The organism is Affinibrenneria salicis, assembly GCF_008710095.1.
In genome coordinates this window covers 15,583-41,822 of sequence record NZ_VYKJ01000003.1, presented here as the reverse complement: position 1 = coordinate 41,822, position 26,240 = coordinate 15,583, and the positions used below count along the sequence as shown (strand labels likewise).

Genomic DNA, 26,240 nt, shown 5'->3' with positions numbered 1-26,240 from the left:
GGCAAGGGCGTTTTGCTATATCCACGCCGCCACGGATGACTGACAGCAAAAAACCGCCTTCATAATGGGCGGTTTTGACGCGGCCCGCTAAAACGGAGCTAAAACGCTTATCCGCCATACCTTAGCGTTGTTCCTGAGTGCATTGCCGATAAAGAAACGTCGCTGCATCTCCGGATGCATCCCGGCGTAAAGCGAAACATTTCCTCATCGGCTGTCTTCGGGCTATAGCCCGACAGGAACAATCGCCACCTTCCAGGAAATGGTTTAAGGCAGACAAAAAAAGCGGTGCCGGGGCACCGCTTTTCTATCGCGTCAGAAAAAAGTTAGTGAACCGCGCCTTCCGCTTTGTGCGAACGCGCGCTGAGGAAACGATAGGTCAACTCCTGTTTTTCCTGATCCAGTTCAACCTGCACCGCGCCGCCGTCAACCAGCGAGCCGAACAGCAGCTCGTTGGCCAGCGGTTTTTTCAGGCTTTCCTGCATCACGCGCGCCATCGGCCGCGCGCCCATCGCCTTGTCGTAACCTTTCTCCGCCAGCCAGTTGCGCGCGTCATCGCTGACTTCCAGCGATACGCCTTTCGCATCCAGCTGCGCCTGCAGCTCAACGATAAATTTATCCACCACCTGCTGAATCACTTCGCTCGACAGGTGATTGAACCAGATAATGCCGTCCAGACGGTTGCGGAATTCCGGCGTAAAGATCTTTTTGATCTCTTCCATCGCATCGGTGCTGTTGTCCTGCTGAATGAGACCGATGGATTTACGCTGCGTTTCACGCACCCCGGCGTTAGTGGTCATCACCACGATCACGTTGCGGAAGTCCGCTTTGCGCCCGTTGTTGTCGGTCAGCGTACCGTTATCCATCACCTGCAGCAGCAGGTTGAACACGTCCGGGTGCGCTTTTTCGATCTCGTCAAGCAGCAGCACCGAGTGCGGATGTTTAATCACCGCGTCGGTCAGCAGACCGCCCTGATCGTAACCGACGTAGCCGGGAGGCGCGCCGATCAAACGGCTGACCGTGTGCCGTTCCATGTACTCGGACATATCGAAGCGCAGCAGTTCAATATCCAGCGCTTTGGCCAGCTGCAGCGTGACTTCCGTTTTACCCACGCCGGTCGGCCCGGCGAACAGGAACGAGCCGACCGGTTTACGCTCCTGCCCCAGCCCGGCGCGGCTCATCTTGATCGCTTCGGTCAGGGCCTCGATGGCTTTGTCCTGGCCAAACACCAGCATTTTCAGCCGATCGCCCAGATTTCTCAGCACGTCGCGATCGCTGGCCGAGACGGTTTTTTCCGGAATACGGGCAATACGCGCCACCACGGATTCGATGTCCGCCACGTTGACCGTTTTCTTGCGCTTGCTGACCGGCATCAGCCGACTGCGCGCGCCCGCCTCATCGATAACGTCGATCGCCTTATCCGGCAGATGACGGTCATTGATGTATTTCGCCGCCAGCTCCACGGCCGCCCGCACCGCTTTCGCGGTATAGCGCACGTCATGGTGCGCTTCGTACTTCGGTTTCAGACCATTAATAATCTGCACCGTTTCCTCGACGCTCGGCTCGGTGATGTCGATTTTCTGGAAACGACGCGCCAGCGCCCGATCCTTCTCAAAAATATTGCTGAACTCCTGATAGGTCGTCGAGCCGATCACCCGGATCTTGCCGCTGGACAGCAGCGGTTTGATCAGGTTGGCGGCGTCGACCTGCCCGCCGGACGCCGCGCCGGCGCCGATGATGGTATGGATCTCATCGATAAACAGGATGCTGTTGCGATCCTGCTCCAGCTGTTTCAGCAACGCTTTAAAACGTTTCTCGAAGTCGCCGCGATACTTAGTGCCCGCCAGCAGCGAACCGATATCCAGCGAATAGAGAGTGCAGTCGGCCATTACCTCCGGCACGTCGCCGCGCACGATGCGCCACGCCAGCCCTTCAGCGATGGCGGTCTTGCCGACGCCGGACTCGCCCACCAGCAACGGATTGTTTTTACGACGCCGGCACAACACCTGGATGGTGCGCTCCAGCTCTTTGTCACGGCCAATCAGCGGATCGATGCCGCCCACCTTCGCCAGTTGGTTCAGATTGGTGGTGAAGTTTTCCATACGTTCTTCGCCTCCGGCCTGCTCTTCATTGACAGGATTTTCCGAACCGGATGCCGGGCCGGACTCTTCTTTACGCGTACCATGGGAAATAAAGTTCACCACATCGAGCCGGCTGACATCATGCTTACGCAGCAGATAGGCGGCCTGCGACTCCTGCTCGCTGAAAATCGCGACCAGCACATTGGCGCCGGAGACTTCGTTGCGCCCGGAGGACTGAACGTGGAACACCGCCCGCTGCAGCACGCGCTGGAAGCTAAGCGTTGGCTGAGTCTCGCGCTCTTCTTCGGTGGCAGGCAGCGTTGGGGTGGTCTGCTCGATAAAAGCTTCCAGTTCCTGACGCAAGGCCACTAAATCCACGGTGCAGGCTTCCAGCGCTTCGCGCGCGGCCGGGTTGCTGAGCAACGCCAGCAACAGGTGCTCCACGGTCATAAACTCATGTCTGTGCTCACGCGCTCTGGCGAACGCCATGTTAAGACTGAGTTCGAGTTCTTGATTGAGCATAGGCACCTCCCCCTATAAATTGCCACATCAGGCCTTTTCCAGCGTACAGAGCAATGGATGCTCATTCTCTCTGGCGTAACGGTTTACCTGTACAACCTTGGTTTCCGCCACTTCCGCGGTAAAAACGCCGCAAATGGCTTTGCCCTGGTAGTGCACCGTAAGCATCAGTTGCGTTGCACGTTCAATATCATAAGAAAAGAACTTTTGCAGAACGTCAATAACAAATTCCATCGGCGTATAGTCATCGTTGTTCAATATCACTTTATACATCGATGGCGGCCGAAGCGCTTCAACACGTTGTTCTTCGGCCACCTGGTCGGAAAGCGGCCGTGTACTGTTGTTTCCCATTGTCTGCCTAATCTCGTCTGAAGACGGTTATTACATCGATCATCGTGCCTTATCCTGCTAAACAGTAGCACGGCTGGTTTTTATTTTGCCATGCCTGAACGCAATTCTCTGCCCGGACCAGGTCGATATCCTGCGCGAATCAGCGGGCGAACGTTGCCCAATAGCGTTATCTGTATCAAAGTTTGACAAACTGATCGCCACCTTAAAAAGCCAGACTCTTGACGTCACTTTTCGTTGCTCTAGAGTGTAGCCGGTGAGCTGGTGATATTTTAATCACCGATATTCACTCTGACCAAATAACCTCACTTAACGTATACGCTTGCGAAGGATGTAAAGCATGGAGACGGGTACTGTTAAATGGTTCAATAATGCCAAAGGTTTTGGATTTATTTGTCCGGAAGGCGGCGGTGAAGATATCTTTGCCCACTACTCCACCATCCAGATGGATGGTTACCGAACGCTGAAAGCAGGGCAGCTTGTCAGATTCGATACGCACCAGGGACCCAAAGGCAACCACGCCAGCCTTATTGTGCCGCTCACCACGGAACCTTCCGTCTGATACAGATATAGTGACGCAATAAGGCTATCTCAACCCCGACGGATAATATAAACAAAAATGCCGGTCCCGCGCGGCCGGCATTTTTTTATCGGCGGCCCGGCTCAGTCGGCGCGGCCGCGCGCCAGCCACAGCACGCGCGAAAACATGCTGCGAATCAAGGCGGGAACGGACTCATTTCCCTGACGGGCCGCCGCCAGCGCCACTTCAATCGCCAGATCGGGTTTAGACGTGCGGTGAATGGCTTTGATTATCACCTTGCGCGCCGACAACGGCGCGTTGTCCGGTACGCCGGCCACCCGGTGATAGACCGCGCGAAAACCTTCGCGGTACATAAAATGTTCCATATCCAGCGCCGGCAACATGGTCAGGTGATCGCGTTCGCGCCGCCCCGTTTCATCGATCTGGCTGCGCGCGGTGGCGGCATATTTTTTCCCCGCGTCGTCGCCGTCGGCCAGCGCATGCCACTCAATACCCATACGTCGGGCGAACTTAATCAGCGGCCGCAGGCCGGACTGGGCGAACTCAATGATCTTGATCCCTTCCGCCTCAAAATGGTGGCCGCACTGGCGCGCCAGTTCGTTCAGCATCCAGACTTCCGTTTCCCCCTCCACCAGCAGCCAGCAGCGCGCAAACAGCGCGGCGGGCCGGTTCAGGCGAATATGAAAGGTAATACGTCGGCTGTCCTCCGCGCTAAGTTCGCCGACGCCGGTACGGTAGGTGGCCACCTTCGCCGATTCTCGCACCAGACGGCAGACCTGTTCGAACGGCACCAGCGACAGCAACTCGCCGGAGTTGGTGGTGGTGATTTTCTGCAGCGGCAGTTGGGTGAGCAGCCCCCAGGCCACCGACAGCATGATTGGATGCAAGCGCGTTTCCGGGTCTTCGATCAACAGCAGCGGCCGCGCGTTAGGATCCAACTCCACCGCGCCCTTCGCCTGCAGCAGCGTGGAAAACAGCCCCAGCAGGATAATTCGGCTGCTGCGGTTGCCGGACGCGGCGATGATGCGGTTAATATTATCCAGCGAGCGCCAGACCTGACCGTCGTATATCTGCGCCTGGCGGCGCGGCTGGCGATCTTCGCCGGCGCTCTGGGCGGAAAAATAGTGCTCCAGCAACTGGCGAATGGCGGCCATTCCCTGGCGCAGGTCGCGATCGGTTAGCCGCTGCGGATCCTGAGCCAGCGCGCCGCTCAGTTGCTCATAGGCCTCAGCCAGTTGCTCATGCGCCTCGCTTTGCGCCACCGGCTCCGGCGCGGCGCGCAAGCGCCGGTTAAAGCGCGCATCGCGCAGCCGCAGCACAGGATGCAGGCGCACCAGATGGCGCACCAGACGGTCGATATGGTCCAGGCTGAGCGCATCGCCGTCGCCGTTAAGAAAACTGCGCCACGTCGAGACCGACTGGTTCTCATCCAGCTCGCCCTCCAGCCGATAGAAAATACGTCGCACTCGCTCGTCGTCCTGAATCCACAGCGGCGACAGCGCGCGATAACGCGGCGCCAAATGACGTTCGGGCTGCGACTCGCGGAAAGTGAAAATAATGTGCAGGTGACGCTCGCGTCGGTTTTCGTCGCCGGGCGGAAAGTGGAAATCCTGCAGCGAAAAGTGATACAGCGGCAACGAGGGAGAAAGCAGCAGCGACAGCGCATCCAGCAGGCTGGACTTCCCCCATGCGTTCTCGCCGATTAACATAGTGTTGTCATTCAGCATCAGCGACAGGCGGTTAATACCGCGAAATCCGACAATTTCCACATTTTCCAGATACATCCAGCCTCCTGCGGCAATTGACTGCCAGAGCGCATTCCCATCCGGGATCGGCACATTGCCATGCAACATAGCACTTTACCCGGTGTGGTAATTTGTTTAATTTTAAAAGATTATGTCATTTCGCTTTTCCCCCGGCGGCATTTTCACCCTAAGGATGTAGATTCTGTGACCTGGTCAGGATTATTAATCATTATACTGCCGCTGCTGATCGGCTACCTGTTGCCGCTGCGTCGCGCTGCGCTGTTGCGGCTGATTAACCGGCTATTAAGCTGGATGGTGTACGTTATTTTGTTCCTGATGGGTATCAGTCTGGCCTTTCTGGATAATCTGGGCAGCAATCTGCTGTTGATATCCCGCTATACCGCCACCTTTTTAGTCTGCATTATCGCCGCCAACCTGCTGGCGCTGTGGCTGCTGGAAAAACGTCGTCCGTGGCGTCCTCACCACCACCAGCAGGAAGCGCTGCCTTCCCGGCTGCATATGATCCTTGAGTCGCTGAAGCTGTGCGCGGTAGTGGGCGGCGGCTTCCTGCTTGGTCTGTCCCATCTTCCGTTGCTGACCCATGCTCTGGCCGGCAGCGAATACGCCCTGCTGTTCTTGCTGTTTCTGGTCGGAATTCAGTTGCGCAACAGCGGCATGACGCTGCGGCAGATCGTGATTAACCCGCGCGGCATGCTGGTGGCGCTGGTGGTCTGCATCAGCGCGCTGGCCGGCGGCGTGCTGGCGTCCTGGCTCGCCGGACTGCCGGTGAAAACCGGGCTGGCGATGGCCTCCGGCTACGGTTGGTATTCACTCTCCGGCATTATGCTGACCGAGGCTTACGGGCCGGTGCTCGGCAGCGCCGCCTTCTTCAACGATCTGGCGCGCGAACTGCTGGCTATCATGCTGATCCCGACGTTGATTCAACACCGGCGCAATAGCGCCCTGGGCCTGTGCGGCGCCACTTCGATGGATTTTACTCTGCCGGTGCTGCAGCGCAGCGGCGGCACCGAAATGGTGCCGGCGGCTATCGTGCACGGTTTTTTACTCAGTCTGCTCTCGCCGTTGCTGATCGCGCTGTTTTCCGCCTGACCGGCCAGTCCTTAGCGGCGGATAACTGAGAGTGAGTTTCATTACCGCCGCTAAAATTGCGCTACATCAATTCTCTTTAATGTTGCATTAAAAAAGCCTTTTTAGCTTTTACCGGCGGCTTTATGCTCTTAAACAGGCATTTAAAATACAACTTTAAGAGGCGATTATGTTTTGTGTGCAATGTGAGCAAACCATCCGTACGCCGGCCGGCAACGGCTGTGCATATGCGCAGGGCATGTGCGGAAAAACGGCGGAAACCTCTGACCTGCAGGATCTGCTGGTCGCGGTATTGCAGGGACTGTCCGCCTGGGCGCTGCAGGCGCGCGCGCTGGGTATCGTCGATCGCCTGACGGACAGCTTCGCGCCGCGCGCCTTCTTCGCCACGCTGACCAACGTCAATTTCGACCCGGCGCGCATCATCGATTACACTCGCCAGGCCATTACGCTGCGTGATGCGCTGGCGGCGCGCTGCCGGACGCTTGATAACGGCATCGCCGTCGAACACCCTCTGGCCGCGCTTGAGCTGACGGACGACGATCGCGCCAGCCTGCGGCGGCAGGCCGCCCTGTTCGCGCCGGACCGCGACAGAGCCGAGACGGGCGACGACGTGCATGGTCTGCGCATGTTGTGCCTGTACGGGTTGAAAGGCGCGGCGGCCTATATGGAGCACGCGTACGTGCTCGGCCAGTACGACGAGCAGATCTATGCCCGCTACCATGCGCTGATGGCATGGCTGGGCACGCAGCCTGCCGACATCGAACTCTTGCTGACTAACGCGATGGCCATCGGCCAGATGAATTTCCAGATTATGGCGCTGCTGGATCGCGGCGCAACCCAGACCTACGGCGATCCGCGGCCGACGGCGGTCAATGTGCGGCCGGTGGCCGGCAAAGCGATCCTAATTTCCGGCCATGATCTGAACGATTTACACCATCTGCTGGAACAGACCCGCGACAGCGGAATCAACGTCTATACCCACGGCGAAATGTTGCCGGCGCACGGCTACCCGGCGCTAAAGCATTTCCCTCATCTGGTCGGCAACTACGGCAGCGGCTGGCAGAATCAGCAAAGCGAATTCGCGAAATTTCCCGGCCCTGTCGTTATGACGTCCAACTGCATTATCGATCCGAACGTCGGCCGCTATAGCGAACGCATCTGGACGCGCAGCATCGTCGGCTGGCCGGGCGTGCGTCACCTGAACGGCGACGATTTCGGCCCGGTGATCGCGCAGGCCCGCGCGCTGCCGGGCTTCCCCTATAGCGAGATCGAACATCAGATTACCGTGGGCTTTGGGCGCCGGACCCTGCTCGACGCCGCCGACCGCGTGATCGAGCTGGTGGCCGACGGCAAACTGCGCCATGTGTTTCTGGTCGGCGGCTGCGACGGCAGCCGGGACGAGCGCAGCTACTATACCGATATGGCGCGCAGCATCCCGCCGGACTGCCTGATCATGACGCTGGCCTGCGGCAAATACCGTTTCAATAAGCTGGATTTCGGCACGCTCGAAGGCCTGCCGCGTTTGCTGGACGTCGGCCAGTGCAACGACGCCTACGCGGCGATTATGCTGGCGGTGCGGCTGGCGGAAAAACTGGGCTGCGGGGTCAACGATCTGCCGCTGAGTCTGGTTCTTTCGTGGTTTGAACAGAAGGCGATCGTCATCCTGCTGACGCTGCTGTCGCTCGGCGTGAAGAACATTTATACCGGCCCAACCGCGCCGGCGTTCCTGAACGATAATCTGCTGGCTATTCTGAGCGAAAAATTCGGTATGCGTTCCATCAGCACGGCGGAGCAGGATTTGAACGCCATCCTTGCCGATTGACAGGGGTGCCGACCCGCCCCCTGATGGAGAAAGCCCTATGGCCATGCCAACCCCGCAGTGTCCCAACCGCATGCAGGTGCACAGCGTGCGGCAGGAAACGCCCGACGTCTGGACGCTGTCGCTGATTAATCATGATTTTTATCCTTACCTGCCCGGCCAGCACGCGCTGGTCAGCATCGCCGGCAGCGCGCAGACCCTGCGCCCTCTGACGCTCTCGTCATCGCCCGGCCTGAGTCGTTTCATCACCCTGACCGTGCGGCGCCTCGCCAACGGCATCGGCTCACGCTGGCTGACACGCGACGTTCAGCCCGGCGATGAACTCTGGCTGTCCGACGCGCGCGGCGAGTTTACCTGCGTCCATACAGCAAGCGAACGCTATCTGATGCTGGCCGCCGGCTGCGGCGTCACGCCGATTATCGCCATGTGCCGCTGGCTGCTGACGCGGCGGCCGCAGGTCGACATTCAGGTGATATACAACGTGCGTGACCCGCAACAGATCATTTTCGCCGACGAATGGCAAGCGCTGCGCCGGCGTTACCGCGCACGTTTAACGCTGACGCTGATAGCGGAACGCGGCGCCGGGGGCGAAATCCTGCCCGGCCGTCTGACGCCGGCCGTACTGCGGCGCCAGGCGCCGGATATCGCCGGCCGCGCGGTAATGATCTGCGGCCCCGCGCCCTATATGGCGCAGGCCACGCGTTTCTGCCTGCAGGCCGGCGTCGCGCCGGAACGCCTGTTCAAAGAATATTTCCACGCCGGGGAGGAGGAACCGATGACCACGGGCGAGAGGATAACGCTGACGCTCGGCCAGCCGCCGCGCGTACTGTCGGCGCCGGCCGGCAGCAACCTGCTGACCGCGCTGGAAAGCCACCGGATAGCGGTGCAAGCCGCCTGCCGCACGGGCGTCTGCGGCAGTTGCAGGACCCGCATCCTGCACGGCCGCTATACAACCATCAGCACCAGCACGCTGACGGAGCAGGAGATCAGTCAGGGGTATGTGTTGGCCTGCAGTTGCCGGCTGCTGGGCGACGTGGTGCTGGCCTGAACGCGCTCGCCGGGGTCTGCCGCCGGCACCGTACTACGCCAGCACGCTGACGGAACAGGACATCAGCCGGCGGTATACGCTGGCCCGCCGTTGCCGGCTGCCGGGCGACGTGGTGCTGGCCTGAACGCGCTCGCCGGGTCTGCCGCCGACACCGTACTACGCCAGCACGCTGACAGAACAGGACATCAGCCGGCGGTATACGCTGGTCCGCTTACCGGCTGCCGGGCGACGTGGCGCCGGCCTGAATGCGCTCGCCGGCGTCAGCCGCCGGCACCGTACTACGCCAGCACGCTGACGGAACAGGAGATCAGTCAGGGGTATGTGTTGGCCTGCAGTTGCCGGCTGCCGGGCGACGCGGCGCCGGCCTGAATGCGCTCGCCGGCGTCAGCCGCCGGCACCGTACTACGCCAGCACGCTGACAGAACAGGACATCAGCCGGCGGTATACGCTGGTCCGCTTACGGGCTGCCGGGCGACGTGGCGCCGGCCTGAACGCGCTCGCCGGCGTCAGCCGCCGGCACCGTACTACGCCAGCACGCTGACGGAACAGGAGATCAGTCAGGGGTATGTGTTGGCCTGCAGTTGCCGGCTGCCGGGCGACGCGGCGCCGGCCTGAACGCGCTCGCCGGCGTCAGCCGCCGGCACCGTACTGCTCCAGCAGCGTATCGGCGATGGCTTCCGTTTCCGCATCCGCCAGCCCGCGATGGTCGCCCGGCCGGAAATGCAGCTGGAAAGCGGCGATCACCCGCCGCCGCTGCCGCTCATCCATCCGCGCATCGACCTCATAGCCATAGCGCTGCAGCTTGCTTAATAGCGCCTCCGTCGCCACCGGCTGATCCGGGCGCCGCCCCAGCAGCCGCTGCGCCACGCGCTGTTCGTCCGGCCAGGCGCCGATACCGGCCTGCGCCAGCGCACGCCAGGGAAACAGCGGGCCGGGATCCTGTTTACGCTGCGGCGCGATATCGCTGTGCGCCACCACGTTCACCGGCGCGATGTGGTAACGCGCGACGATCTCCCGGGCGATATCGATCAGCAGGGCGATCTGCGCCGGCGGAAACGGCGCTCCGCGCCAGCCGGTAAGGGTGGCGTAGTAACCGGCGTTTTCCAGTTCAATGCCCACCGAAGTGGCGTTCAGCCGGCTGTAGCCGCGCCAGTAGCTGGCGCCGGCGTGCCAGGCCGCCTCGCTCTCCGGCACCAATTGCCAGGCCACCGGTTTGCCGGCCACGCGCGGCGGCGCGGCGGGTATCAGATAATGGACGCTGACATGTTCATCCGTCAGTACCGACAGCGAAGCAGGAAAATCCCCCGCCGTATAGTGAATCACCAGGAAACGAATGCGCGCCTCCTGCCTTTTGGCCTGCTGCGCGCTATTCAGCAGATAACTGCCTCGGTCGGCCAGTCGCGAATCCGACTGGCAGCCGGCCAGCGCCAGCAGCGCCAGCAGGCCGGCGCTCCAGCGCATCAAAGCGCGCGGCCTGACGGTCCGACGCCGTTGCAACACGTCCCCCGCGCTCATCAACGGCGGACTTTAACGGCCGTACCGCTGACGGTGACCATCAGCATACTGCTGCCTTTACCCACGGTTTCATAATCGATATCAATCCCGACGACGGCGTCGGCGCCCAGTTCCGCCGCCTGCTCCTCCATCTCGCGAAAGGCGATCTGGCGCGCCTTGCGCAGCTCCTTTTCATAAGCGCCCGCACGTCCGCCGACGATATCGCGAATCCCGGCGAAAAAATCGCGAAACACATTAGCGCCGAGGATCGCTTCGCCGGTCACCACGCCGCAGTATTCCGTAATAGTCCAGCCCTGCAGTTCCGGCGTTGTGGATAGTTGCATCGATAACTCCTTATGATTGATAAATAAAGTCGGCGCCCGATCCGGTATGCCGCGGGGCCGCCACCCGGCGTCCGCCCCGCGACCATAAGAAAATACTCTGCCTGCTCTCTGCTGCGCCCGACAAATCTGCCCGCTTATCCGGTTAAATAGTCTTTTATGCTATATAATCGTGCTAATTTGCTTATTTCTAAATTTCAATCCGTGCTTATTGCATAACTATGCTGCGGACGTTACCATTCGCGGCATCAATGTCTATTCAATTTTTGCGCATGAGTATTCAACTAGACGGTATCAACTGCTTCTATGGCGCGCACCAGGCGCTGTTCGACATTACCTTATCCTGTCCGGCCGGCGAAACGCTGGTGCTGCTCGGCCCGAGCGGCGCCGGTAAAAGCTCCCTTCTGCGCGTGCTGAATCTGCTGGAAATGCCCCGTTCCGGTACGCTGTCCATCGCCGGCAACCAGTTTGAGTTTACCCGACATCCGGGCGAAAACGCCATTCGCGAACTGCGCCAGCATGTCGGCATGGTGTTCCAGCAGTATAACCTGTGGCCGCACCTGACCGTACTGCAGAATCTGATCGAGGCGCCATGCCGGGTGCTGGGTCTGAGCAAGGAACAGGCGAAACAGCGCGCGGACAAGCTGCTGGATCGCCTGCGCCTGAGCGACTTCGCCAGCCGCTATCCGCTGCATTTGTCCGGCGGGCAGCAGCAGCGCGTGGCCATCGCCCGGGCGCTGATGATGGAACCGCAAGTGCTATTATTTGATGAGCCGACGGCCGCGCTCGATCCGGAAATCACCGCGCAGATCGTCAGCATTATTCACGAACTGTCGCAGACCGGCATTACCCAGGTGATTGTGACGCACGAGGTCGAAGTGGCGAAAAAAACCGCCAGCCGCGTAGTGTATATGGAAAACGGCCGCATCGTCGAACAGGGCGATGCCAGCCACTTTTCCCGGCCGCAGTCGGCCGAATTCGCCAGCTATCTCTCTCACTGATCAGTACCAGGAACATGATAATGAAAAAATTATTTATTGCCGCCCTGCTCGCGGGCTACGGCCTGTCGGCCAGCGCGGCCGACACCATTCGCTTCGCGACGGAAGCGTCCTATCCTCCATTCGAATTCGTTAGCGCCGGCAATAAAATTCAGGGCTTCGATATCGATCTGGCCAACGCGCTGTGCGAAGAGATTAAAGCCAGCTGCACCTTCAGCAATCAGTCTTTCGACAGTCTGATCCCGGGCCTGAAATTCCGCCGTTTCGACGCGGTGATCGCCGGTATGGACATCACGCCGGAACGCCAGAAGCAGATCGCCTTTACCCAACCCTATTACGACAACTCCGCGCAGTTTATCGCGCAGAAAGGCAAACTGAGCGGCGCCGACGCGCTGAAAGGCAAACGCGTGGGCGTACAGAACGGCACGACGCACCAGAAATACCTGATGGAGAAATTCGGCGATATCACCACCGTGGCTTATGACAGCTATCAGAACGCCGTGCTGGATCTGAAAAACGGCCGGCTTGACGCGGTCTTCGGCGATACCGCCGTGGTCAACGAATGGCTGAAAACCAACCCCGAACTGGCTTCGTACGGCGAGAAAGTCACCGACCCGAACTATTTCGGCATCGGCCTGGGCATCGCCGTCCGTCAGGGCAACGAGCCGCTGATGCAGAAATTGAACGGCGCGCTGGATAAAATTAAACAGGATGGCCGCTACCAGACCATCTACGGCAAATGGTTCCGGCAGTAATCCGATCGATGATTGAATTTCACCCCCTCGTAAGCGCCACCGGGATGACCGTCGGCCTTGCCCTGTGTTCGCTGACGCTCGGGCTGGCGCTGGCAATGCTGTTCGCCGTCTGCGAGACCTCGCGCTGGAAACTGGTCAGTTGGTCCGGCACCGGGTTGGTTACCCTGCTGCGCGGCCTGCCGGAAATTCTGGTGGTGCTGTTTATCTATTTCGGCTCTTCTCAGTTGCTCCTGCTGCTGGCGGACGGTTTTACTCTCAACCTGTATCTGGTGCAGATCCCGATCCGCATGGAGATCGATAACTTCGACGTCAGCCCGTTCCTGTGCGGCGCCGTCGCGCTGGCGCTGCTGTACGCGGCTTATGCCTCTCAGACGCTGCGCGGCGCGTTGCGCGCGGTGCCGCAGGGGCAGCGGGAATCCGGCCAGGCGTTGGGGCTGAGCAAATCGGCGATTTTCTTTCGCCTGATTATGCCGCAGATGTGGCGTCACGCCCTGCCCGGTCTCGGCAATCAATGGCTGGTGCTGCTGAAAGATACCGCGCTGGTGTCGCTGATTAGCGTGAACGATCTGATGATGCAGAGCAAAAGCATCGCCACCCGTACCCAGGAACCCTTTACCTGGTATGTGGTCGCCGCGGCGATTTATCTGCTGATTACGCTGCTGAGTCAGTACGTGCTGCGGCGTATTGAGTCGCGCGCCACGCGTTTTGAAAGGAGGCCGACCTGATGCTGGCGTATTTACCTGAGCTGCTGAAAGGCCTGCCCACCAGCCTGCTGCTGACCGTCAGTTCGCTGCTTCTGGCGCTGCTGCTGTCGCTTTCGCTGACCGTGGTCCTGACGCTGAAGACGCCGCTGCTGGCCGCGCTGACCCGATGCTACATCACGCTGTTCACCGGCACCCCGCTGCTGGTGCAAATCTTCCTGATCTATTACGGGCCGGGCCAGTTCGACGCGATCAAGCAAACGCCGTGGCTGTGGCACCTGCTGTCGCAGCCCTGGCTGTGCGCGATGGCGGCGCTGGCGCTCAACAGCGCGGCTTACACCACGCTGCTGTTTCATGGCGCGGTGAAAGCCATTCCAGAGGGACAGTGGCAGGCCTGTTCGGCGCTGGGGCTGTCGCGCAAACAGACGCTGCGCATTCTGCTGCCGTTCGCCTTTAAACGCGCCCTCTCGTCCTACTCGAACGAGGTGGTACTGGTATTTAAAGGCACCTCGCTGGCCTTTACCATCACGCTGATGGAAGTGATGGGACACAGCCAGCTGCTGTTCGGCCGCACCTACGATCTGCTGGTGTTTTGCGCCGCCGGCATCGTTTATCTGTGCGTCAACGCGTTGTTGACCCTGATGATGCGGCTGATCGAACGACGCTCGCTGGCTTTCGAGCGGCGCGACTAAACGTCAGGGCCGGCGGCGCGCGCCTGCCGGTCCCGCTCTCCCCCGCGATTTTCCCGATGACCTGCAGACCCGTGCCGCACGGCATGGCGAACCGATTTCGGCCAGCGTCAGACGGGGCCTGCAGAATAACGACGATTTCACCGACGATGCCCCGGGAGCCGCCCGACGGCATCAATCCCTCACGACAGGAGTGACAGTATGAAAAAATTATGGGTCGCGGCATTACTGGCCGGCATGACATTCAGCGCGGCCGCGGCCGACACCATTCGCTTCGCCTCATCCGCCACCTATCCGCCGTTTGAGTCCCTGAATGCGAATAACGACATCGTCGGCTTCGATATGGATCTGGCGAAAGCGCTGTGCAAACAGATGCAGGCCGATTGCACCTTTACCAACCACGCGTTTGACAGTCTGATCCCTGCGCTGAAATTCCGCCGTTATGATGCAGTGATCTCCGGCATGGATATTACTCCGGAGCGCAGTAAGCAGGTCTCCTTTACCCAGCCCTACTACGCGAATTCAGCCATCGTGATCGCACGCAAAGGGCAATTCAGTCAGTTTTCCGATCTGAAAGGCAAAAAAATCGGCATGGAGAACGGCACCACCCATCAGAAATACCTGAATGAGCAGCACCCGGAAGTGCAAACCGTCGCCTACGACAGCTACCAGACGGCGATTCTCGATCTGAAAAACGGCCGCATCGACGGCGTGTTCGGCGATACCGCGGTGGTCAACGAATGGCTGAAAAACAATCCGAAGCTGGCCAGCGTGGGCGAACGCGTGACCGACCCTCGCTATTTCGGCACCGGTCTGGGGATCGCCGTGCGTCCGCAGGACGGCGCGCTGCTGGAAAAACTGAATAAGGCGCTGGACGCCATCAAGGCCGACGGCACCTATCAGGCCATCAGCAACCAATGGTTCCCGCAGTAAAGGCCGACGGACAACCCAGAGGACGGGGGGCGCGGTCATCACCGTTTGACGGTTAAGCCGCGGCGCCGGCCTGCGTTGCCCCCCCTGCGCCGCGCGTTTGCGCGGCCATCAACGCTTCCCGCAATCCCCCGCGCTGGCTCGCCGCACGGGCGTCATGCGTCCCGCGCCAGCAGCGTCAGCACCTCGTAGTGAGCGGTATGCGGAAACATATCGAACAGCCGGACCCGCAGCGGCCGATAGTGCGCCAGCGCGGCAATATCCTGCGCCATGCTCTGCGCGTTGCAGCTCGAGTAGAGAATCCAGCCGGGCGCCATATACTCCAGATAGTCGCACAGTTCGCGCCCGATACCGCGCCGCGGCGGGTTGACCAGCACCAGATCCGGCACCTCGTCCTCCCCGCCGGCAAACCGGGTCGAATCGAGCGCCTGAAAGTCGATCTGAGTCAGCCCCAGCGCCTCGGCCGAACGGCGCGCGCAGGCGATCGCCGGCGCGCTGATTTCAATCCCGGTCAGGCGAATAGACGGCGTGGCGCAGTGCAGGCCAAAACCGCCCACGCCGCAGAACAGATCCCACATGCTGCGTATATTCAGCGCGCGCACCCAGTCACGGGCGCAGGCATAGAGATCGGCCGCCACCGTCGGGTTGGTCTGGAAGAAACTCTGCGGCCGGATAAACAGCGGCACCTGATTGAAGCACTCCGCCAGACTCTGCTGTTCGCTCAGCGCGATTTCCTGTTCGCCTTCGACAATCGCCTGGTGCACCGGCTGAATATTGGCCGACATCACCGTCAGCTGCGGCAACTGTTGCCGCAGCCACGGCAGAGCCTGACGCAACTGCGCCAGTTTATTCTCCGAACGCAGCACAAAGCGCAGCATAAACTGACCGCTGAGCGTACTGCGGGTCAACAGCAAATATTTCAGCTCGCCGCGCCGGCGCGCCACGTTATACGGCGTCAGGCCGGCGCGGGCGATAAACATCTTCAGCGTGGCGAACAGCGGCAGGAAATCATCGGGATACAGCGGGCAATCGCACAGATCCACCGCCGTCCCGTCGCGATGCAGCATACCGAGCAGCGGACGCTCGACGCTGCCGCTCACCACCATTTTGGCTTTATTGCGAAACGCCCGCTGCGGCGACGGGCTGGCGGGCAGCCACTGCGGCTGCGCGGGGAACAGACTGATCAGATGGCGCTGTTTGTCGGCCAGCTGTTGCTCATAGGGTTTTTCCAGCCACTGGCAGGAGCGACAGCTTCCTGCCTGATACCGGTCACAGTGCATCATGAATATCGGTTACGTTGGATCGTAAATAAAAAGGGCGCAGATTGTAGCACCGACGCGGACTAAAGATCATTTCCGGCGCAGAAAAAAACGCCGGCTGCGACGCGGCAGGAACAACAGGAGCACCACCAGCACGTCCGGAATTTTCTGCAGCACAAGCTGGTGCACGACCTGCGCGCCGCTGTCGCCGTCGATCTGAAAAAGATCCAGCGCGACGACGCCCAGCGACACCAGCAACAGGTAGAGCGACGCCGCCAGCTGGCAGGCTACGTAGCCCCAACGCCCCCAGTTCAGGCCGCGGATAACGGCGAAACCGCAGCGGATTTCCGCGCCGATAAGGCATACCGCCGTCAGCAGCACCAGCGTCGTATCCCAGGATGCCGTGGCGCCGAGCAGCCATATCCGCAACCCGTCGACGCCCAGCTCGCTTGCCAGCAGAAACAGCCCGAGCAGCCGGGTGGCGACGATCGCCGTCCCCGCCACCATCACCGGCACGGGGGTAAACAGCGCCCGTTTGCCGTTTCTGCGCGATTCCGCGTTCAGAATTTATCCGTTCTCCCGGAGCAAAGGCGGCAACGCCGCCGCTCAGGCCGCGTTGCCGACGGGTTGCGCCCGTCAGCCGCGACGGGCTTTTTGCAGGTCGCGCACGCGCTGTTTTTCGGCGCGCGCCATAAACCACCATGCGATGAAGCCAATGACGCCGACCACCAGCAGGATCAGCGAGGCCAGCGCGTTAATCTGCGGGTTGACCCCCATTCTGACGCTGGAGAACACCAGCATCGGCAGCGTAGTGGCGCCCGGACCGGAGACGAAACTGGCGATCACCAGGTCGTCGAGCGACAGGGTAAACGCCAGCAGCCAGCCGGAGATCAGCGCCGGCGCGATCATCGGCACGGTGATGACGAAGAACACCTTGAGCGGCGTCGCGCCCAGATCCATCGCCGCCTCTTCCAGCGAGCGATCCAGCTCGCGCAGACGCGCGCTGATCACCACCGTTACATAGGCGGTGCAGAACGTGACGTGCGCCAGCCAGATGGTCAGGGAGCCGCGTTCGGCCGGCCAGCCGATGGCGTGCCCCAGCGCGACGAACAGCAGCAATAGCGACAGCCCGGTGATCACGTCCGGCATCACCAGCGGCGCGGTCAGCATAAAGGCGAATCCATTCGAGCCGCGAAAACTGCCGAAACGCACCATCACCACCGCCGCCAGCGTACCGAGCAGCACAGCCATGGTGGCCGAGGCGGCGGCGATCGACAGGCTCAGCCCCACCGCGCTGATCATCGCCGAATTATGAAACAGTTCGCCGTACCACTGCGTGGACCAGCCGGCCCACACCGTCACCAGTTTAGAGCTGTTGAACGAATACACCACCAGCATCAGCATCGGCGCATACAGAAAGGTAAATCCCAGCGCCAGAATCAGCGTACGCCAGCCGGAGCGCACCACCGGTAAATTATTCATACCTGCTCTCCCGCGGCCTTGCTCTGATGTTTATGGAACCAGATAATGGGCACGATCAGCAGCAACAGCATAATGGTCGCCACCGCCGAGGCCACCGGCCAGTCGCGGTTATTGAAGAACTCCTGCCACAGAATACGGCCGATCATAATACTGTCCGGCCCGCCCAGCAGTTCCGGGATAACGTACTCGCCGACCGCCGGAATAAACACCAACATCGAGCCGGCGATAATGCCCCCTTTGGTCAGCGGCACAATCACGCTGAAAAAGGTTTTCAGCGGGCGCGCGCCGAGATCGAGCGAGGCTTCCACCAGCGAGTAATCCAGACGCGTCAGCGCGGTATAGATCGGCAGCACCATAAACGGCAGATAGGAGTAAACCACGCCGATATAAACCGCCAGGTTGGTATGCAGGATAACCAGCGGGTGATCGATCACCCCGAGCCAGAGCAGGAAATTATTCAGCACTCCATTGTTTTTCAGGATGCCCATCCAGGCATACACGCGGATCAGAAACGACGTCCAGGACGGCAGGATCACCAGCAACAGCAGGATGTTGCGCGTGGAGGGCTTGCTGTGCGCCACCGCCCAGGCGAGCGGATAGCCGACCAGCAGACAGCACAGCGTGGATATCCCCGCCACCTGCAGCGACTGCAGATAAGCCTCAATATACAGCGGATCGTCAAGCAGCTGCAGGTAGTTGCCCAGATTCAGCGCGATATCCAGCTTGCCGTCCGCCCAGGAGACCAGATCGGTGTAGGGCGGCACGGCTCGCGCCATTTCCGCCAGACTGATTTTAAACACAATCAGGAACGGCAGCATAAACAGCAGCAGCAGCCACAGATAGGGCAGCGCGATCACCAGCTTGCGCTCGTGGGCGATACGCCAGCGCGCCAGGCGCTGCTTGAGCGGCCCCTGCGCCGGCTCCGGCGGTTTGCCGCGCGGTTCAGAAAACATCGTCATCGTATCCCTTCCTCCGCTACACCGTCAGAACCACACAGCTGTCCGCATCCCAGCACAGACGCACTTCATCGCCCCAGGTCGGCGCGCCCTTGCGATAGCGGTAAGCATTCTGCAGCTGAGCGCTGATGATCTGCCCGCTGTTCAGCCGGACATGGTAGATGGACAGGTCGCCGAGATAAGCGATATGCACTACTTCCCCCACCGCGAAGTTGCAGCCGTCGGCCGGTACGTCCTCGCATAACATAATTTTTTCAGGCCGCAGCGCGATATACACCGGCACGCCGTCCACCACCGAGGCGTCGGCGTCTACCTTGAGCGGATGCACCAGCCCCGGACTCTGCACGATTAGCGCCTCGTCCTGGCGCTCCTTCAGCAGCCCTTCAAACATATTGACCGAACCAATAAACTCGGCGCTGAAACGGCTGGTCGGGTGTTCATAAATTTCTTCCGGTTCGCCGATCTGCACAAACTTGCCGCGGTTCATAATGGCGATGCGGCCGGCCATGGTCATCGCCTCTTCCTGGTCGTGGGTCACCATCACGCAGGTGACGCCTACTCGCTCAAGAATATCCACCACTTCCAGTTGCATCCGGTCACGCAGTTTTTTATCCAGCGCGCCCATCGGCTCGTCGAGCAGCAGCAGTTTGGGCCGCTTCGCCAGGCTGCGCGCCAGCGCCACGCGCTGACGCTGCCCGCCGGACAGCTGATGCGGCTTACGAGAGGCGAACTCCTGCATATGCACCAGCGTCAGCATCTCCTCGACCCGATCTTTGATTTCGCCGTGCGGCAGCCGGTCCTGCTTCAGACCGAAAGCGATATTCTTCTCTACCGTCATGTGCGGAAACAGCGCATAGGACTGAAACATCATATTAATCGGCCGCTGATAGGGCGGCACCAGCGACAGATCCTGACCGTCGAGCACAATCTGGCCCTGAGTCGGTTGTTCAAAACCGGCCAGCATACGCAGCAGCGTGGATTTACCGCAGCCGGATGCGCCGAGCAGCGCGAAAATTTCACCTTTATAGATGGTCAGGCTGACGTCATCGACCGCCGCCTGGCCGTCGAAGGATTTCGTCAGATTACGGACTTCAAGCAGCGGCGTAACTGCGCGTTGGGTTTTGTGCTGGGGGCGGGGAATCGCTTCGTTCACTTAACATTGCTCTCCGGCAAAAGCAGAACAAGTCATAACCTCTGGTTACGACACGGAATAAAACAAACAGGCGGTGTTCAGCCGCCTGCCAGGATTGTACACGCTAAAAATGAAAGACGGATTACTTTCCGCTTTTCACTTTAGTCCATGCGCGAGTGCGAACCCGATCAATTTTAGGTGACTGCACCTTGAGCGTAAATAATTTCGCCCGCACCTCTTCCGGCGGATAAATGCCCGGATTATTGCGCACGTCCGCGTTCACCAGCGGCGTCGCTTCTTTATTGGCGTTGGCGTAGAACACATGATTGCTGATGTTGGCGATCACATCCGGCTTCAGCAGGTAATTCAGGAACGCATACGCCTCATCGAGATTCTTCGCGTCGGCCGGAATGGCATACACGTCAAAAAAGGCCATCGCCCCTTCTTTCGGAATACTGTAGCTGATATTCACGCCGTTTTTCGCTTCCTGCGCGCGATTGGCCGCCTGCATAATATCGCCGGCCCAGCCGATGGCGACGCAGATATCGCCGTTAGCCAGATCGTTGATATATTGCGAAGAATGGAAGTAACGAATGCTCGGACGCAGCTTCAGCAGCAGATCCGTGGCCGAGGTGGTGTAGTCGCTTTCACTGGTGCTGTTCGGGTCTTTACCCTGATAGTTCAACACGGTGGCGAAAATCTCTTCCGGCGCATCGAGGAAGGAAACGCCGCAGCTCTTCAGCTTAGCCAGATTTTCCGGTTTCAGCACCAGATCCCAGCTGTTGATCGGCGCATCGGTTCCAAGCGCGGCCTTCACTTTTTCCACGTTGTAACCAATCCCGGTGGTGGCCCACAGGTAAGGCACGGCGTATTTGTTATCCGGGTCGTGCTGCGCGATCAGTTTCATTAACTCGGGATCGAGGTTTTTGTAATTGGGCAGCTTGCTTTTATCCAGCGGCTGAAAGACGCCGGCGGCCAGCTGGCGCTCCAGGAAACTGGCCGACGGCACCACCAGATCGAAACCGGTACTGCCCGCCATCAGTTTGCCTTCCAGCACTTCGTTGGAATCAAACACGTCATAGACGACTTTAATCCCGCTCTCTTTCTGGAAATTGGTCAATGTGTCCGGCGCGATATAATCGGACCAGTTGTAGACGTGCAAGGTTTTATCTTGCGCAGATGCCGTGACGGATGCCGTCATCAGCAGGCCGGCAACGACACCCGATAACCATGTTTTACGTTGGGTGAACATCCGTTTCTTCCTCCATACAGGGGATAAGTCAGAGAGTTAAAATTATAGACCCTTCATCCTTCGGACTGCGAACGCGCGCCTGCCGCCTTGCCGCAGCCCAAAATCATCCGGGTACAGCGCCGGAATAGCAAACCTTGCTGAGCGGACGCGCTGGCTTTGCCGCAAGCCGAATAATTCGGGGGATTCGTCCGACCGCCGGCCGAAACGGGGCTATCATCGCCGCGCGTCTGCGCACAAAGTTCAGCATAACCGTACAGCTGCGGTCATGCCATACTCGCGGATAAAAAACGGGGTTTATCGATTATTTATGCATTTTTTTGTCTATGTGATAGGCCACGGCACGATAAAAGGCGATGAATATAGGGCAACCGCGGCAATAATCCAGCATAAACGACGGGAAGGGAAAAGAGGCATTCTCGTGTCGCCGCCGATAGCAGCAACTGTTTTAGTGCAGCGTTAACGCATCCGGCCCGGCAGCAGAGGTCTCTTCTTCATCCCCCGCATACAGCAGATTGTTGGCTCCGGCTTCCAGGATAATCATCGAAATTTGTTCTTCGGCCTGCTGCATAAAAAAGCGGAACTGCTCCAGCGTAACCCCAACGGCGATGGTCAGCGTCTGACAAACGATCAGCTTGGGCAGGTTGTCATCCTGAATATCGATAAACGCTTTCACCGTCAAAGAGCTGGCGTTGATCTGACTCAAATCGCCCACCAGCGGAATCAGCGCGGTCGGCTTCACCTCCGCCAGCGCGGAAAACAAGATCACGTTGTCGACCAGATCGACCTTAGCGTCATATACGCCGTTAAAATTTTGCATATGCGGCAGATGAAGCGCCTGGCAGGCATCGCATTCAAAAAACTGGATACCGAGCTGATCCAGCCAGCGGCGCAGTCGCTCTAAATCCGGAACGATAAGCGAATCCATAGTCGTCTGTCTCACCCTCAACAAAGCTTAAAAAAGGTGACATAGCTTACGGAATATTCAACGCCGATGCCATGATAAAAGCCGATAAAATGACAGCGCGTGCCGGCGGCGCGGATAAAAACGGTTTACACCCGCCGTCAGCGCGCCGATTAGCGCGTTGCCCACCCCTGACGATGCAGATAGTCGAGCATGAACGGGCGCCGTTCTTTCTGCAATATGCGCTGAATTTGCTCGCTCCAGTTTTCGCTGCGCGAGTTGTCGTCGCGCTGCTGATAATAGGCCAGTACATGCTGGTCATAGACGGCCAGCGCCTGACGATCGAGCGGTCGATAGCGGTTCTCATGCACCACGACGGCGGACGGCAGACGCGGCTTCTGCGCCGGGTCGGCCGCCGGATAGCCCAGGCACAGGCCGAACAACGGCAGAACATGCTGCGGCAGTTCCAGCAGTTGCGTCACCGGTTCGATGCCGTTGCGGATACCGCCGATGAATACCCCGCCCAGGCCGAGCGACTCGGCGGCGACCAGTGCGTTCTGCCCCATCATCGCGGTATCCACGCAGCCCAGCAACAGCTGTTCGGCCAGCCCGAGCCGGGCGTCGGGATAGATCTGCTGATGGCGGTTGAAGTCGGCGCAGAACACCCAAAACTCGGCCGCTTCCCCTACCCAGGGCTGTTCGCCGCTCAGAGACGCCAGTTGCTGACGCACATCCGCATCGGTGATGCGAATGATCGAGCTGCACTGCAAAAAGCTGGAGCTGGAGGCGCTCTGCGCGGCGGCGATAATCGCCTCGCGCTGCGCCGCCGTCAGCGGCTGACGGGTAAATGCGCGAATCGAGCGATGACGTCGTAATAAATCAATGGTCGGAGTCACGATCTTTGGTTTCCTTAGCGGCCGATTCCCGTTCGGCGTCGGCCGGCGTTGATGAATCTTTTTCCGACGGGCGCGGCGTTGTCGCCGACGGCCCGCCGCCGAACAGGGCCGGGAACCCCTGCACTGTGCGCCATACCAGACAGGCCGCGGCGGGCACCATCAGCGCCACGCCCGCCAGCACCGTACCGACCAGACCGGCATGCGAGGCGAACACGCCAGGCAGCGTAATCATCTGCTGGACATGCAGATAGACCGCGCCCAACAGCAGGATGCCAACCGCTTCCAGTATCAGCACCCCTTTCGGTAAATCGCCCAGCGAACGCATATTCCCTCCATGTCCGGCCAGCGGCATAACGGATTCAGATTCATGATAGATAAGATGAATCGCTGCGACTGTCAATTCCTGCTTTTTTTCGCCCGGCGATGCAGGCATAGTAACCAACTGAATATGAGACCTTTATTGCGCTGCGCCCTCCGCCGCCAGAAAGCAAAATCGGATAATCAAGGAGTTAATATGTTTGTTGTCATTTACGGCCGCCCCGGCTGCCCTTACTGCGTACGCGCCAAAGCGCTGGCGGAAAAATTAACCGAAGAGCGTGAGGATTTTGATTTCCGCTATGTGGATATCTATGCGGAAGGGCTGAGCAAAGACGATCTGTCCGCGAAAGCCGGCAAGACGGTCACCACGGTACCGCAGATTTTTCTCGACGAAAAACACATCGGCGGCTGCACCGATTTTGAAGCCTACGCCAGAGAGCACTTCAATCAGTAATGACGCGACGGAGGTCGCCGACGGCGCGCGGTTCGGCGCCCGGTCCGGCGGCCTAACGAAAATAGTGCCGGTATAAATAGTGCGCGCACAGAAACAGCATCGACCCCAGCACGCACCAAAAGACGGCGCTCAGCACATAGGCCAGTTCCTGCCACAGCAGTACCATCGGCATCTGCCAGAAGTGCATAATCAGCAGACAAAACGGCGCGGCGAACAGCGCGCCGGTCAGCGGATAGATAATCCGGCCGTTGACGGATAAAAAGCTGGCCAGCACGCCGGGCAGCAAAAAAAGCAGCATTCCCGGCTGCCCCTGAATATCGTTACCGGCGGCCCGCGTGACTTCCATCTTTTGACTTAAAAACACCACGATAAACAACAGGAAACTGCACAGGCTCCCTACCCAGCTTTTACTGTGCGCCATACCATCCCCCTTCTGATCTGGTCGTATTTTATACCCGTCGTTTTTCAGGCCGCAGACGCGTCGACAACCTGAAATCTGGTGGGCATAGGCTTCCCCTGGTCACGGTTTGGTCTAAAGAGAAAATGGATAAAATTCCCTGATATGGTTTTACCTAAGACTTTTTCGCTATTTATGCAGCCTGTACTGGTTGTTACACCTGTAAGCGTCTAAAATGGCGCTCGCCAATAAATCACACCGTCCGATGCCGATCCGTTGCCATTTTTACTTATCTGATTGCACCAGGATTCGCTATCTTATCCGGCTGAATTTAACGCTTATCACTTTTTATATCAAGCACTTACTGGTGAACAACAAGTTACATACCATGAATATAAACGTCGCTGATTTGTTAAACGGGAATTACATTCTGCTGTTATTCGTGGTTCTTTCATTAGGACTCTGTCTGGGAAAATTGCGCCTGGGGCCGGTACAGCTCGGCAATTCGATCGGCGTGCTGGTCGTCTCGTTATTGCTGGGGCAGCAGCACTTCACCGTGAATACGGAAGCGCTTAGCCTCGGCTTTATGCTGTTTATCTTTTGCGTCGGCGTTGAGGCCGGTCCCAACTTTTTTTCCATCTTCTTCCGCGACGGCAAAAACTACCTGATGCTGGCGCTGGTGATGGTCATCAGCGCCATGATCCTGGCGCTGGGGCTGGGGAAACTGTTCGGCTGGGATATCGGCCTGACCGCCGGGATGCTGGCTGGCTCCATGACCTCCACGCCGGTGCTGGTCGGCGCCGGCGATACGCTACGCAGTACCCTCACCAACGGTCCGAATCTGGGGCTGGAACAGGATCATCTCAGCCTCGGCTACGCGCTCACCTACCTGATCGGACTGGTCAGCCTGATTTTCGGCGCCCGCTATCTGCCCAGGCTGCAGCATCAGGATCTGCCGACCAGCGCCCAGCAAATCGCGCGCGAACGCGGCCTGGACGCCGACAGTCAGCGTAAAATCTATCTGCCGGTCATCCGCGCCTACCGCGTCGGACCGGAGCTGGTGGATTGGGCGGCCGGCAAAAACCTGCGCGAATTGGGGATCTACCGTCAGACCGGCTGCTATATCGAACGCATTCGACGCAACGGTATCCTGGCCAGCCCGGACGGCGACGCCGTGCTGCAGATCGGCGATGAAATCGCGCTGGTGGGCTACCCCGATGCGCACGCCCGACTGAACCCCAATTTCCGCGACGGCAAAGAGGTCTTCGATCGCGATCTGCTGGATATGCGTATCGTCACCGAAGAAATTGTAGTGAAAAACCATAACGCCGTCGGGAAGCGCCTGAGTCAGCTGAAACTAACCGACCACGGCTGCTTCCTTAACCGCATCATCCGCAGCCAGATCGAGATGCCTATTGATGACGGGGTGGTTCTGAACAAAGGGGATGTGCTGCAGGTAAGCGGCGACGCGCGCCGGGTCAAAAGCATCGCTGACCGCATCGGCTTTATTTCCATTCACAGTCAGGTCACCGACCTGCTGGCCTTCTGCGCCTTCTTCGTTATCGGCATCATGATCGGCCTGATCACCTTCCAGTTCAGCAACTTTACCTTCGGCATCGGCAACGCCGCCGGGCTGCTGTTTGCCGGCATTATGCTCGGTTTTTTGCGCGCCAACCATCCAACCTTCGGCTACATCCCGCAGGGCGCGCTGAATATGGTCAAAGAGTTCGGTCTGATGGTGTTTATGGCGGGCGTGGGATTGAGCGCCGGCGGCTCCATCGGCAACAGCTTCGGCCAGGTCGGCGGGCAAATGGTGATATCCGGCCTGTTGGTCAGTCTGCTGCCGGTAGTGGTCTGCTTCCTTTTTGGCGCTTACATTCTGCGCATGAACCGCGCCCTGCTGTTCGGCGCCATCATGGGCGCCCGCACCTGCGCGCCGGCGATGGAGATCATCAGCGACACCGCGCGCAGCAATATCCCGGCGCTGGGCTATGCCGGCACCTACGCCATCGCCAACGTGCTGCTGACGCTGGCCGGTTCGCTGATTGTCATCATCTGGCCGGAATTGCCGGGTTGAAAC

27 protein-coding genes are annotated in these 26,240 nt (G+C 59.4%); 12 read left to right on the top strand and 15 right to left on the bottom strand.

What is annotated here, in order from left to right; all coding sequences use genetic code 11:
• Positions 1 to 323 precede the first annotated feature (323 nt).
• Positions 324 to 2,600, bottom strand: a complete 2,277-nt coding sequence (clpA, locus tag FJU30_RS07425) for an ATP-dependent Clp protease ATP-binding subunit ClpA (protein ID WP_150434353.1) — start codon at positions 2,598 to 2,600, stop codon at positions 324 to 326.
• A 27-nt stretch (positions 2,601 to 2,627) separates the two neighbouring features.
• Positions 2,628 to 2,948 carry an ATP-dependent Clp protease adapter ClpS gene (clpS, locus tag FJU30_RS07420; RefSeq protein ID WP_150434352.1) on the bottom strand — a complete coding sequence of 107 codons (321 nt, stop codon included), beginning with the start codon at positions 2,946 to 2,948 and terminating at the stop codon, positions 2,628 to 2,630.
• A gap of 337 nt (positions 2,949 to 3,285) precedes the next feature.
• On the opposite strand from clpS, the gene cspD reads away from it, so the two are divergent.
• Positions 3,286 to 3,507 carry a cold shock-like protein CspD gene (cspD, locus tag FJU30_RS07415; RefSeq protein WP_150434351.1) on the top strand — a complete coding sequence of 74 codons (222 nt, stop codon included), beginning with the start codon at positions 3,286 to 3,288 and terminating at the stop codon, positions 3,505 to 3,507.
• 101 nt (positions 3,508 to 3,608) lie between these two features.
• Here cspD and FJU30_RS07410 read toward each other — a convergent pair whose 3' ends face one another.
• The gene (locus tag FJU30_RS07410) at positions 3,609 to 5,270 is read right to left on the bottom strand and encodes an ATP-dependent nuclease (RefSeq protein ID WP_150434350.1); all 1,662 of its coding nucleotides are present in this window, start codon (positions 5,268 to 5,270) and stop codon (positions 3,609 to 3,611) included.
• A 165-nt stretch (positions 5,271 to 5,435) separates the two neighbouring features.
• On the opposite strand from FJU30_RS07410, the gene FJU30_RS07405 reads away from it, so the two are divergent.
• From FJU30_RS07405 to FJU30_RS26775, 4 genes are all read left to right on the top strand, one after another.
• Positions 5,436 to 6,341, top strand: a complete 906-nt coding sequence (locus tag FJU30_RS07405) for a lysine exporter LysO family protein (RefSeq protein WP_223881520.1) — start codon at positions 5,436 to 5,438, stop codon at positions 6,339 to 6,341.
• Between the two features lie 166 nt (positions 6,342 to 6,507).
• Complete coding sequence (gene hcp, locus FJU30_RS07400) at positions 6,508 to 8,160, top strand: hydroxylamine reductase (protein ID WP_150434348.1); 1,653 nt, start codon at positions 6,508 to 6,510, stop codon at positions 8,158 to 8,160.
• Positions 8,161 to 8,197: 37 nt separating this feature from the next.
• Positions 8,198 to 9,205, top strand: coding sequence for an NADH oxidoreductase (hcr, locus tag FJU30_RS07395; protein ID WP_150434347.1), 1,008 nt, complete (start codon positions 8,198 to 8,200; stop codon positions 9,203 to 9,205).
• Complete coding sequence (locus FJU30_RS26775; protein ID WP_191091544.1) at positions 9,156 to 9,329, top strand: hypothetical protein; 174 nt, start codon at positions 9,156 to 9,158, stop codon at positions 9,327 to 9,329. Before hcr ends, FJU30_RS26775 begins: the two co-directional genes overlap by 50 nt.
• A 506-nt stretch (positions 9,330 to 9,835) precedes the next feature.
• Here FJU30_RS26775 and FJU30_RS07380 read toward each other — a convergent pair.
• Both FJU30_RS07380 and FJU30_RS07375 read right to left on the bottom strand, forming a co-directional pair.
• Positions 9,836 to 10,669 (bottom strand): N-acetylmuramoyl-L-alanine amidase, encoded by an 834-nt coding sequence (locus tag FJU30_RS07380; RefSeq protein WP_150434344.1) that lies wholly within the window; start codon positions 10,667 to 10,669, stop codon positions 9,836 to 9,838.
• Between the two features lie 50 nt (positions 10,670 to 10,719).
• Entirely contained in the window at positions 10,720 to 11,043 is a 324-nt protein-coding gene (locus FJU30_RS07375; RefSeq protein ID WP_150434343.1) for a heavy metal-binding domain-containing protein, read from the bottom strand.
• Between the two features lie 269 nt (positions 11,044 to 11,312).
• On the opposite strand from FJU30_RS07375, the gene artP reads away from it, so the two are divergent.
• From artP to FJU30_RS07350, 5 genes are all read left to right on the top strand, one after another.
• Complete coding sequence (gene artP, locus FJU30_RS07370) at positions 11,313 to 12,041, top strand: arginine ABC transporter ATP-binding protein ArtP (protein WP_191091543.1); 729 nt, start codon at positions 11,313 to 11,315, stop codon at positions 12,039 to 12,041.
• 20 nt (positions 12,042 to 12,061) lie between these two features.
• Entirely contained in the window at positions 12,062 to 12,793 is a 732-nt protein-coding gene (gene artJ, locus FJU30_RS07365; protein ID WP_150434341.1) for an arginine ABC transporter substrate-binding protein, read from the top strand.
• 8 nt (positions 12,794 to 12,801) lie between these two features.
• A complete protein-coding gene (gene artQ, locus FJU30_RS07360) occupies positions 12,802 to 13,518 on the top strand; it encodes an arginine ABC transporter permease ArtQ (RefSeq protein ID WP_150434340.1) in 717 nt (238 codons plus the stop codon).
• On the top strand, positions 13,518 to 14,186 hold the full coding sequence (artM, locus tag FJU30_RS07355; RefSeq protein ID WP_150434339.1) for an arginine ABC transporter permease ArtM: 669 nt from the start codon (positions 13,518 to 13,520) through the stop codon (positions 14,184 to 14,186). Before artQ ends, artM begins: the two co-directional genes overlap by 1 nt.
• A gap of 198 nt (positions 14,187 to 14,384) precedes the next feature.
• Positions 14,385 to 15,116, top strand: a complete 732-nt coding sequence (locus FJU30_RS07350) for an arginine ABC transporter substrate-binding protein (RefSeq protein ID WP_150434338.1) — start codon at positions 14,385 to 14,387, stop codon at positions 15,114 to 15,116.
• Positions 15,117 to 15,268: 152 nt separating this feature from the next.
• Here FJU30_RS07350 and rlmC read toward each other — a convergent pair whose 3' ends face one another.
• From rlmC to FJU30_RS07305, 9 genes are all read right to left on the bottom strand, one after another.
• Positions 15,269 to 16,393, bottom strand: coding sequence for a 23S rRNA (uracil(747)-C(5))-methyltransferase RlmC (gene rlmC, locus FJU30_RS07345; RefSeq protein ID WP_150434655.1), 1,125 nt, complete (start codon positions 16,391 to 16,393; stop codon positions 15,269 to 15,271).
• Between the two features lie 69 nt (positions 16,394 to 16,462).
• Positions 16,463 to 16,888, bottom strand: coding sequence for a YbjO family protein (locus tag FJU30_RS07340; RefSeq protein ID WP_263406724.1), 426 nt, complete (start codon positions 16,886 to 16,888; stop codon positions 16,463 to 16,465).
• 120 nt (positions 16,889 to 17,008) lie between these two features.
• On the bottom strand, positions 17,009 to 17,854 hold the full coding sequence (gene potI, locus FJU30_RS07335) for a putrescine ABC transporter permease PotI (RefSeq protein WP_150434337.1): 846 nt from the start codon (positions 17,852 to 17,854) through the stop codon (positions 17,009 to 17,011).
• Positions 17,851 to 18,813 carry a putrescine ABC transporter permease PotH gene (gene potH, locus FJU30_RS07330; protein ID WP_150434336.1) on the bottom strand — a complete coding sequence of 321 codons (963 nt, stop codon included), beginning with the start codon at positions 18,811 to 18,813 and terminating at the stop codon, positions 17,851 to 17,853. Before potH ends, potI begins: the two co-directional genes overlap by 4 nt.
• Positions 18,814 to 18,829: 16 nt before the next feature.
• A complete protein-coding gene (gene potG, locus FJU30_RS07325) occupies positions 18,830 to 19,963 on the bottom strand; it encodes a putrescine ABC transporter ATP-binding subunit PotG (protein WP_150434335.1) in 1,134 nt (377 codons plus the stop codon).
• Between the two features lie 121 nt (positions 19,964 to 20,084).
• Positions 20,085 to 21,194 carry a spermidine/putrescine ABC transporter substrate-binding protein PotF gene (potF, locus tag FJU30_RS07320; protein WP_150434334.1) on the bottom strand — a complete coding sequence of 370 codons (1,110 nt, stop codon included), beginning with the start codon at positions 21,192 to 21,194 and terminating at the stop codon, positions 20,085 to 20,087.
• 445 nt (positions 21,195 to 21,639) lie between these two features.
• Positions 21,640 to 22,119: a YbjN domain-containing protein gene (locus tag FJU30_RS07315; RefSeq protein WP_150434333.1), complete on the bottom strand. Its 480-nt coding sequence runs from the start codon at positions 22,117 to 22,119 to the stop codon at positions 21,640 to 21,642.
• Positions 22,120 to 22,268: 149 nt separating this feature from the next.
• Positions 22,269 to 22,991 (bottom strand): oxygen-insensitive NADPH nitroreductase, encoded by a 723-nt coding sequence (gene nfsA / locus FJU30_RS07310; RefSeq protein WP_150434332.1) that lies wholly within the window; start codon positions 22,989 to 22,991, stop codon positions 22,269 to 22,271.
• Entirely contained in the window at positions 22,975 to 23,316 is a 342-nt protein-coding gene (locus FJU30_RS07305) for a DUF1418 family protein (RefSeq protein WP_191091542.1), read from the bottom strand. The genes nfsA and FJU30_RS07305 overlap by 17 nt, the downstream gene beginning before the upstream one ends.
• Before the next feature lie 189 nt (positions 23,317 to 23,505).
• Here FJU30_RS07305 and FJU30_RS07300 point away from each other — a divergent pair, with 189 nt between their 5' ends.
• The gene (locus tag FJU30_RS07300) at positions 23,506 to 23,763 is read left to right on the top strand and encodes a GrxA family glutaredoxin (protein WP_150434330.1); all 258 of its coding nucleotides are present in this window, start codon (positions 23,506 to 23,508) and stop codon (positions 23,761 to 23,763) included.
• A 52-nt stretch (positions 23,764 to 23,815) separates the two neighbouring features.
• Here FJU30_RS07300 and FJU30_RS07295 read toward each other — a convergent pair whose 3' ends face one another.
• Entirely contained in the window at positions 23,816 to 24,184 is a 369-nt protein-coding gene (locus FJU30_RS07295; protein WP_150434329.1) for an inner membrane protein YbjM, read from the bottom strand.
• A 364-nt stretch (positions 24,185 to 24,548) separates the two neighbouring features.
• Here FJU30_RS07295 and FJU30_RS07290 point away from each other — a divergent pair, with 364 nt between their 5' ends.
• Positions 24,549 to 26,237, top strand: coding sequence for an aspartate:alanine antiporter (locus tag FJU30_RS07290; RefSeq protein WP_150434328.1), 1,689 nt, complete (start codon positions 24,549 to 24,551; stop codon positions 26,235 to 26,237).
• Positions 26,238 to 26,240 lie beyond the last annotated feature (3 nt).

Coding starts and splice junctions, on each gene's coding strand:
- clpA (WP_150434353.1), bottom strand. CDS start 2,600: ATGCTCAATCAAGAACTCGAACTCAGTCTTAACATGGCGTTCGCCAGA.
- clpS (WP_150434352.1), bottom strand. CDS start 2,948: ATGGGAAACAACAGTACACGGCCGCTTTCCGACCAGGTGGCCGAAGAA.
- cspD (WP_150434351.1), top strand. CDS start 3,286: ATGGAGACGGGTACTGTTAAATGGTTCAATAATGCCAAAGGTTTTGGA.
- FJU30_RS07410 (WP_150434350.1), bottom strand. CDS start 5,270: ATGTATCTGGAAAATGTGGAAATTGTCGGATTTCGCGGTATTAACCGC.
- hcp (WP_150434348.1), top strand. CDS start 6,508: ATGTTTTGTGTGCAATGTGAGCAAACCATCCGTACGCCGGCCGGCAAC.
- hcr (WP_150434347.1), top strand. CDS start 8,198: ATGGCCATGCCAACCCCGCAGTGTCCCAACCGCATGCAGGTGCACAGC.
- FJU30_RS26775 (WP_191091544.1), top strand. CDS start 9,156: ATGTGTTGGCCTGCAGTTGCCGGCTGCTGGGCGACGTGGTGCTGGCCT.
- FJU30_RS07375 (WP_150434343.1), bottom strand. CDS start 11,043: ATGCAACTATCCACAACGCCGGAACTGCAGGGCTGGACTATTACGGAA.
- artP (WP_191091543.1), top strand. CDS start 11,313: ATGAGTATTCAACTAGACGGTATCAACTGCTTCTATGGCGCGCACCAG.
- artJ (WP_150434341.1), top strand. CDS start 12,062: ATGAAAAAATTATTTATTGCCGCCCTGCTCGCGGGCTACGGCCTGTCG.
- artQ (WP_150434340.1), top strand. CDS start 12,802: ATGATTGAATTTCACCCCCTCGTAAGCGCCACCGGGATGACCGTCGGC.
- artM (WP_150434339.1), top strand. CDS start 13,518: ATGCTGGCGTATTTACCTGAGCTGCTGAAAGGCCTGCCCACCAGCCTG.
- FJU30_RS07350 (WP_150434338.1), top strand. CDS start 14,385: ATGAAAAAATTATGGGTCGCGGCATTACTGGCCGGCATGACATTCAGC.
- rlmC (WP_150434655.1), bottom strand. CDS start 16,393: ATGCACTGTGACCGGTATCAGGCAGGAAGCTGTCGCTCCTGCCAGTGG.
- potI (WP_150434337.1), bottom strand. CDS start 17,854: ATGAATAATTTACCGGTGGTGCGCTCCGGCTGGCGTACGCTGATTCTG.
- potH (WP_150434336.1), bottom strand. CDS start 18,813: ATGACGATGTTTTCTGAACCGCGCGGCAAACCGCCGGAGCCGGCGCAG.
- potF (WP_150434334.1), bottom strand. CDS start 21,194: ATGTTCACCCAACGTAAAACATGGTTATCGGGTGTCGTTGCCGGCCTG.
- FJU30_RS07315 (WP_150434333.1), bottom strand. CDS start 22,119: ATGGATTCGCTTATCGTTCCGGATTTAGAGCGACTGCGCCGCTGGCTG.
- FJU30_RS07305 (WP_191091542.1), bottom strand. CDS start 23,316: ATGCGTTCGCTGGGCGATTTACCGAAAGGGGTGCTGATACTGGAAGCG.
- FJU30_RS07300 (WP_150434330.1), top strand. CDS start 23,506: ATGTTTGTTGTCATTTACGGCCGCCCCGGCTGCCCTTACTGCGTACGC.
- FJU30_RS07295 (WP_150434329.1), bottom strand. CDS start 24,184: ATGGCGCACAGTAAAAGCTGGGTAGGGAGCCTGTGCAGTTTCCTGTTG.
- FJU30_RS07290 (WP_150434328.1), top strand. CDS start 24,549: ATGAATATAAACGTCGCTGATTTGTTAAACGGGAATTACATTCTGCTG.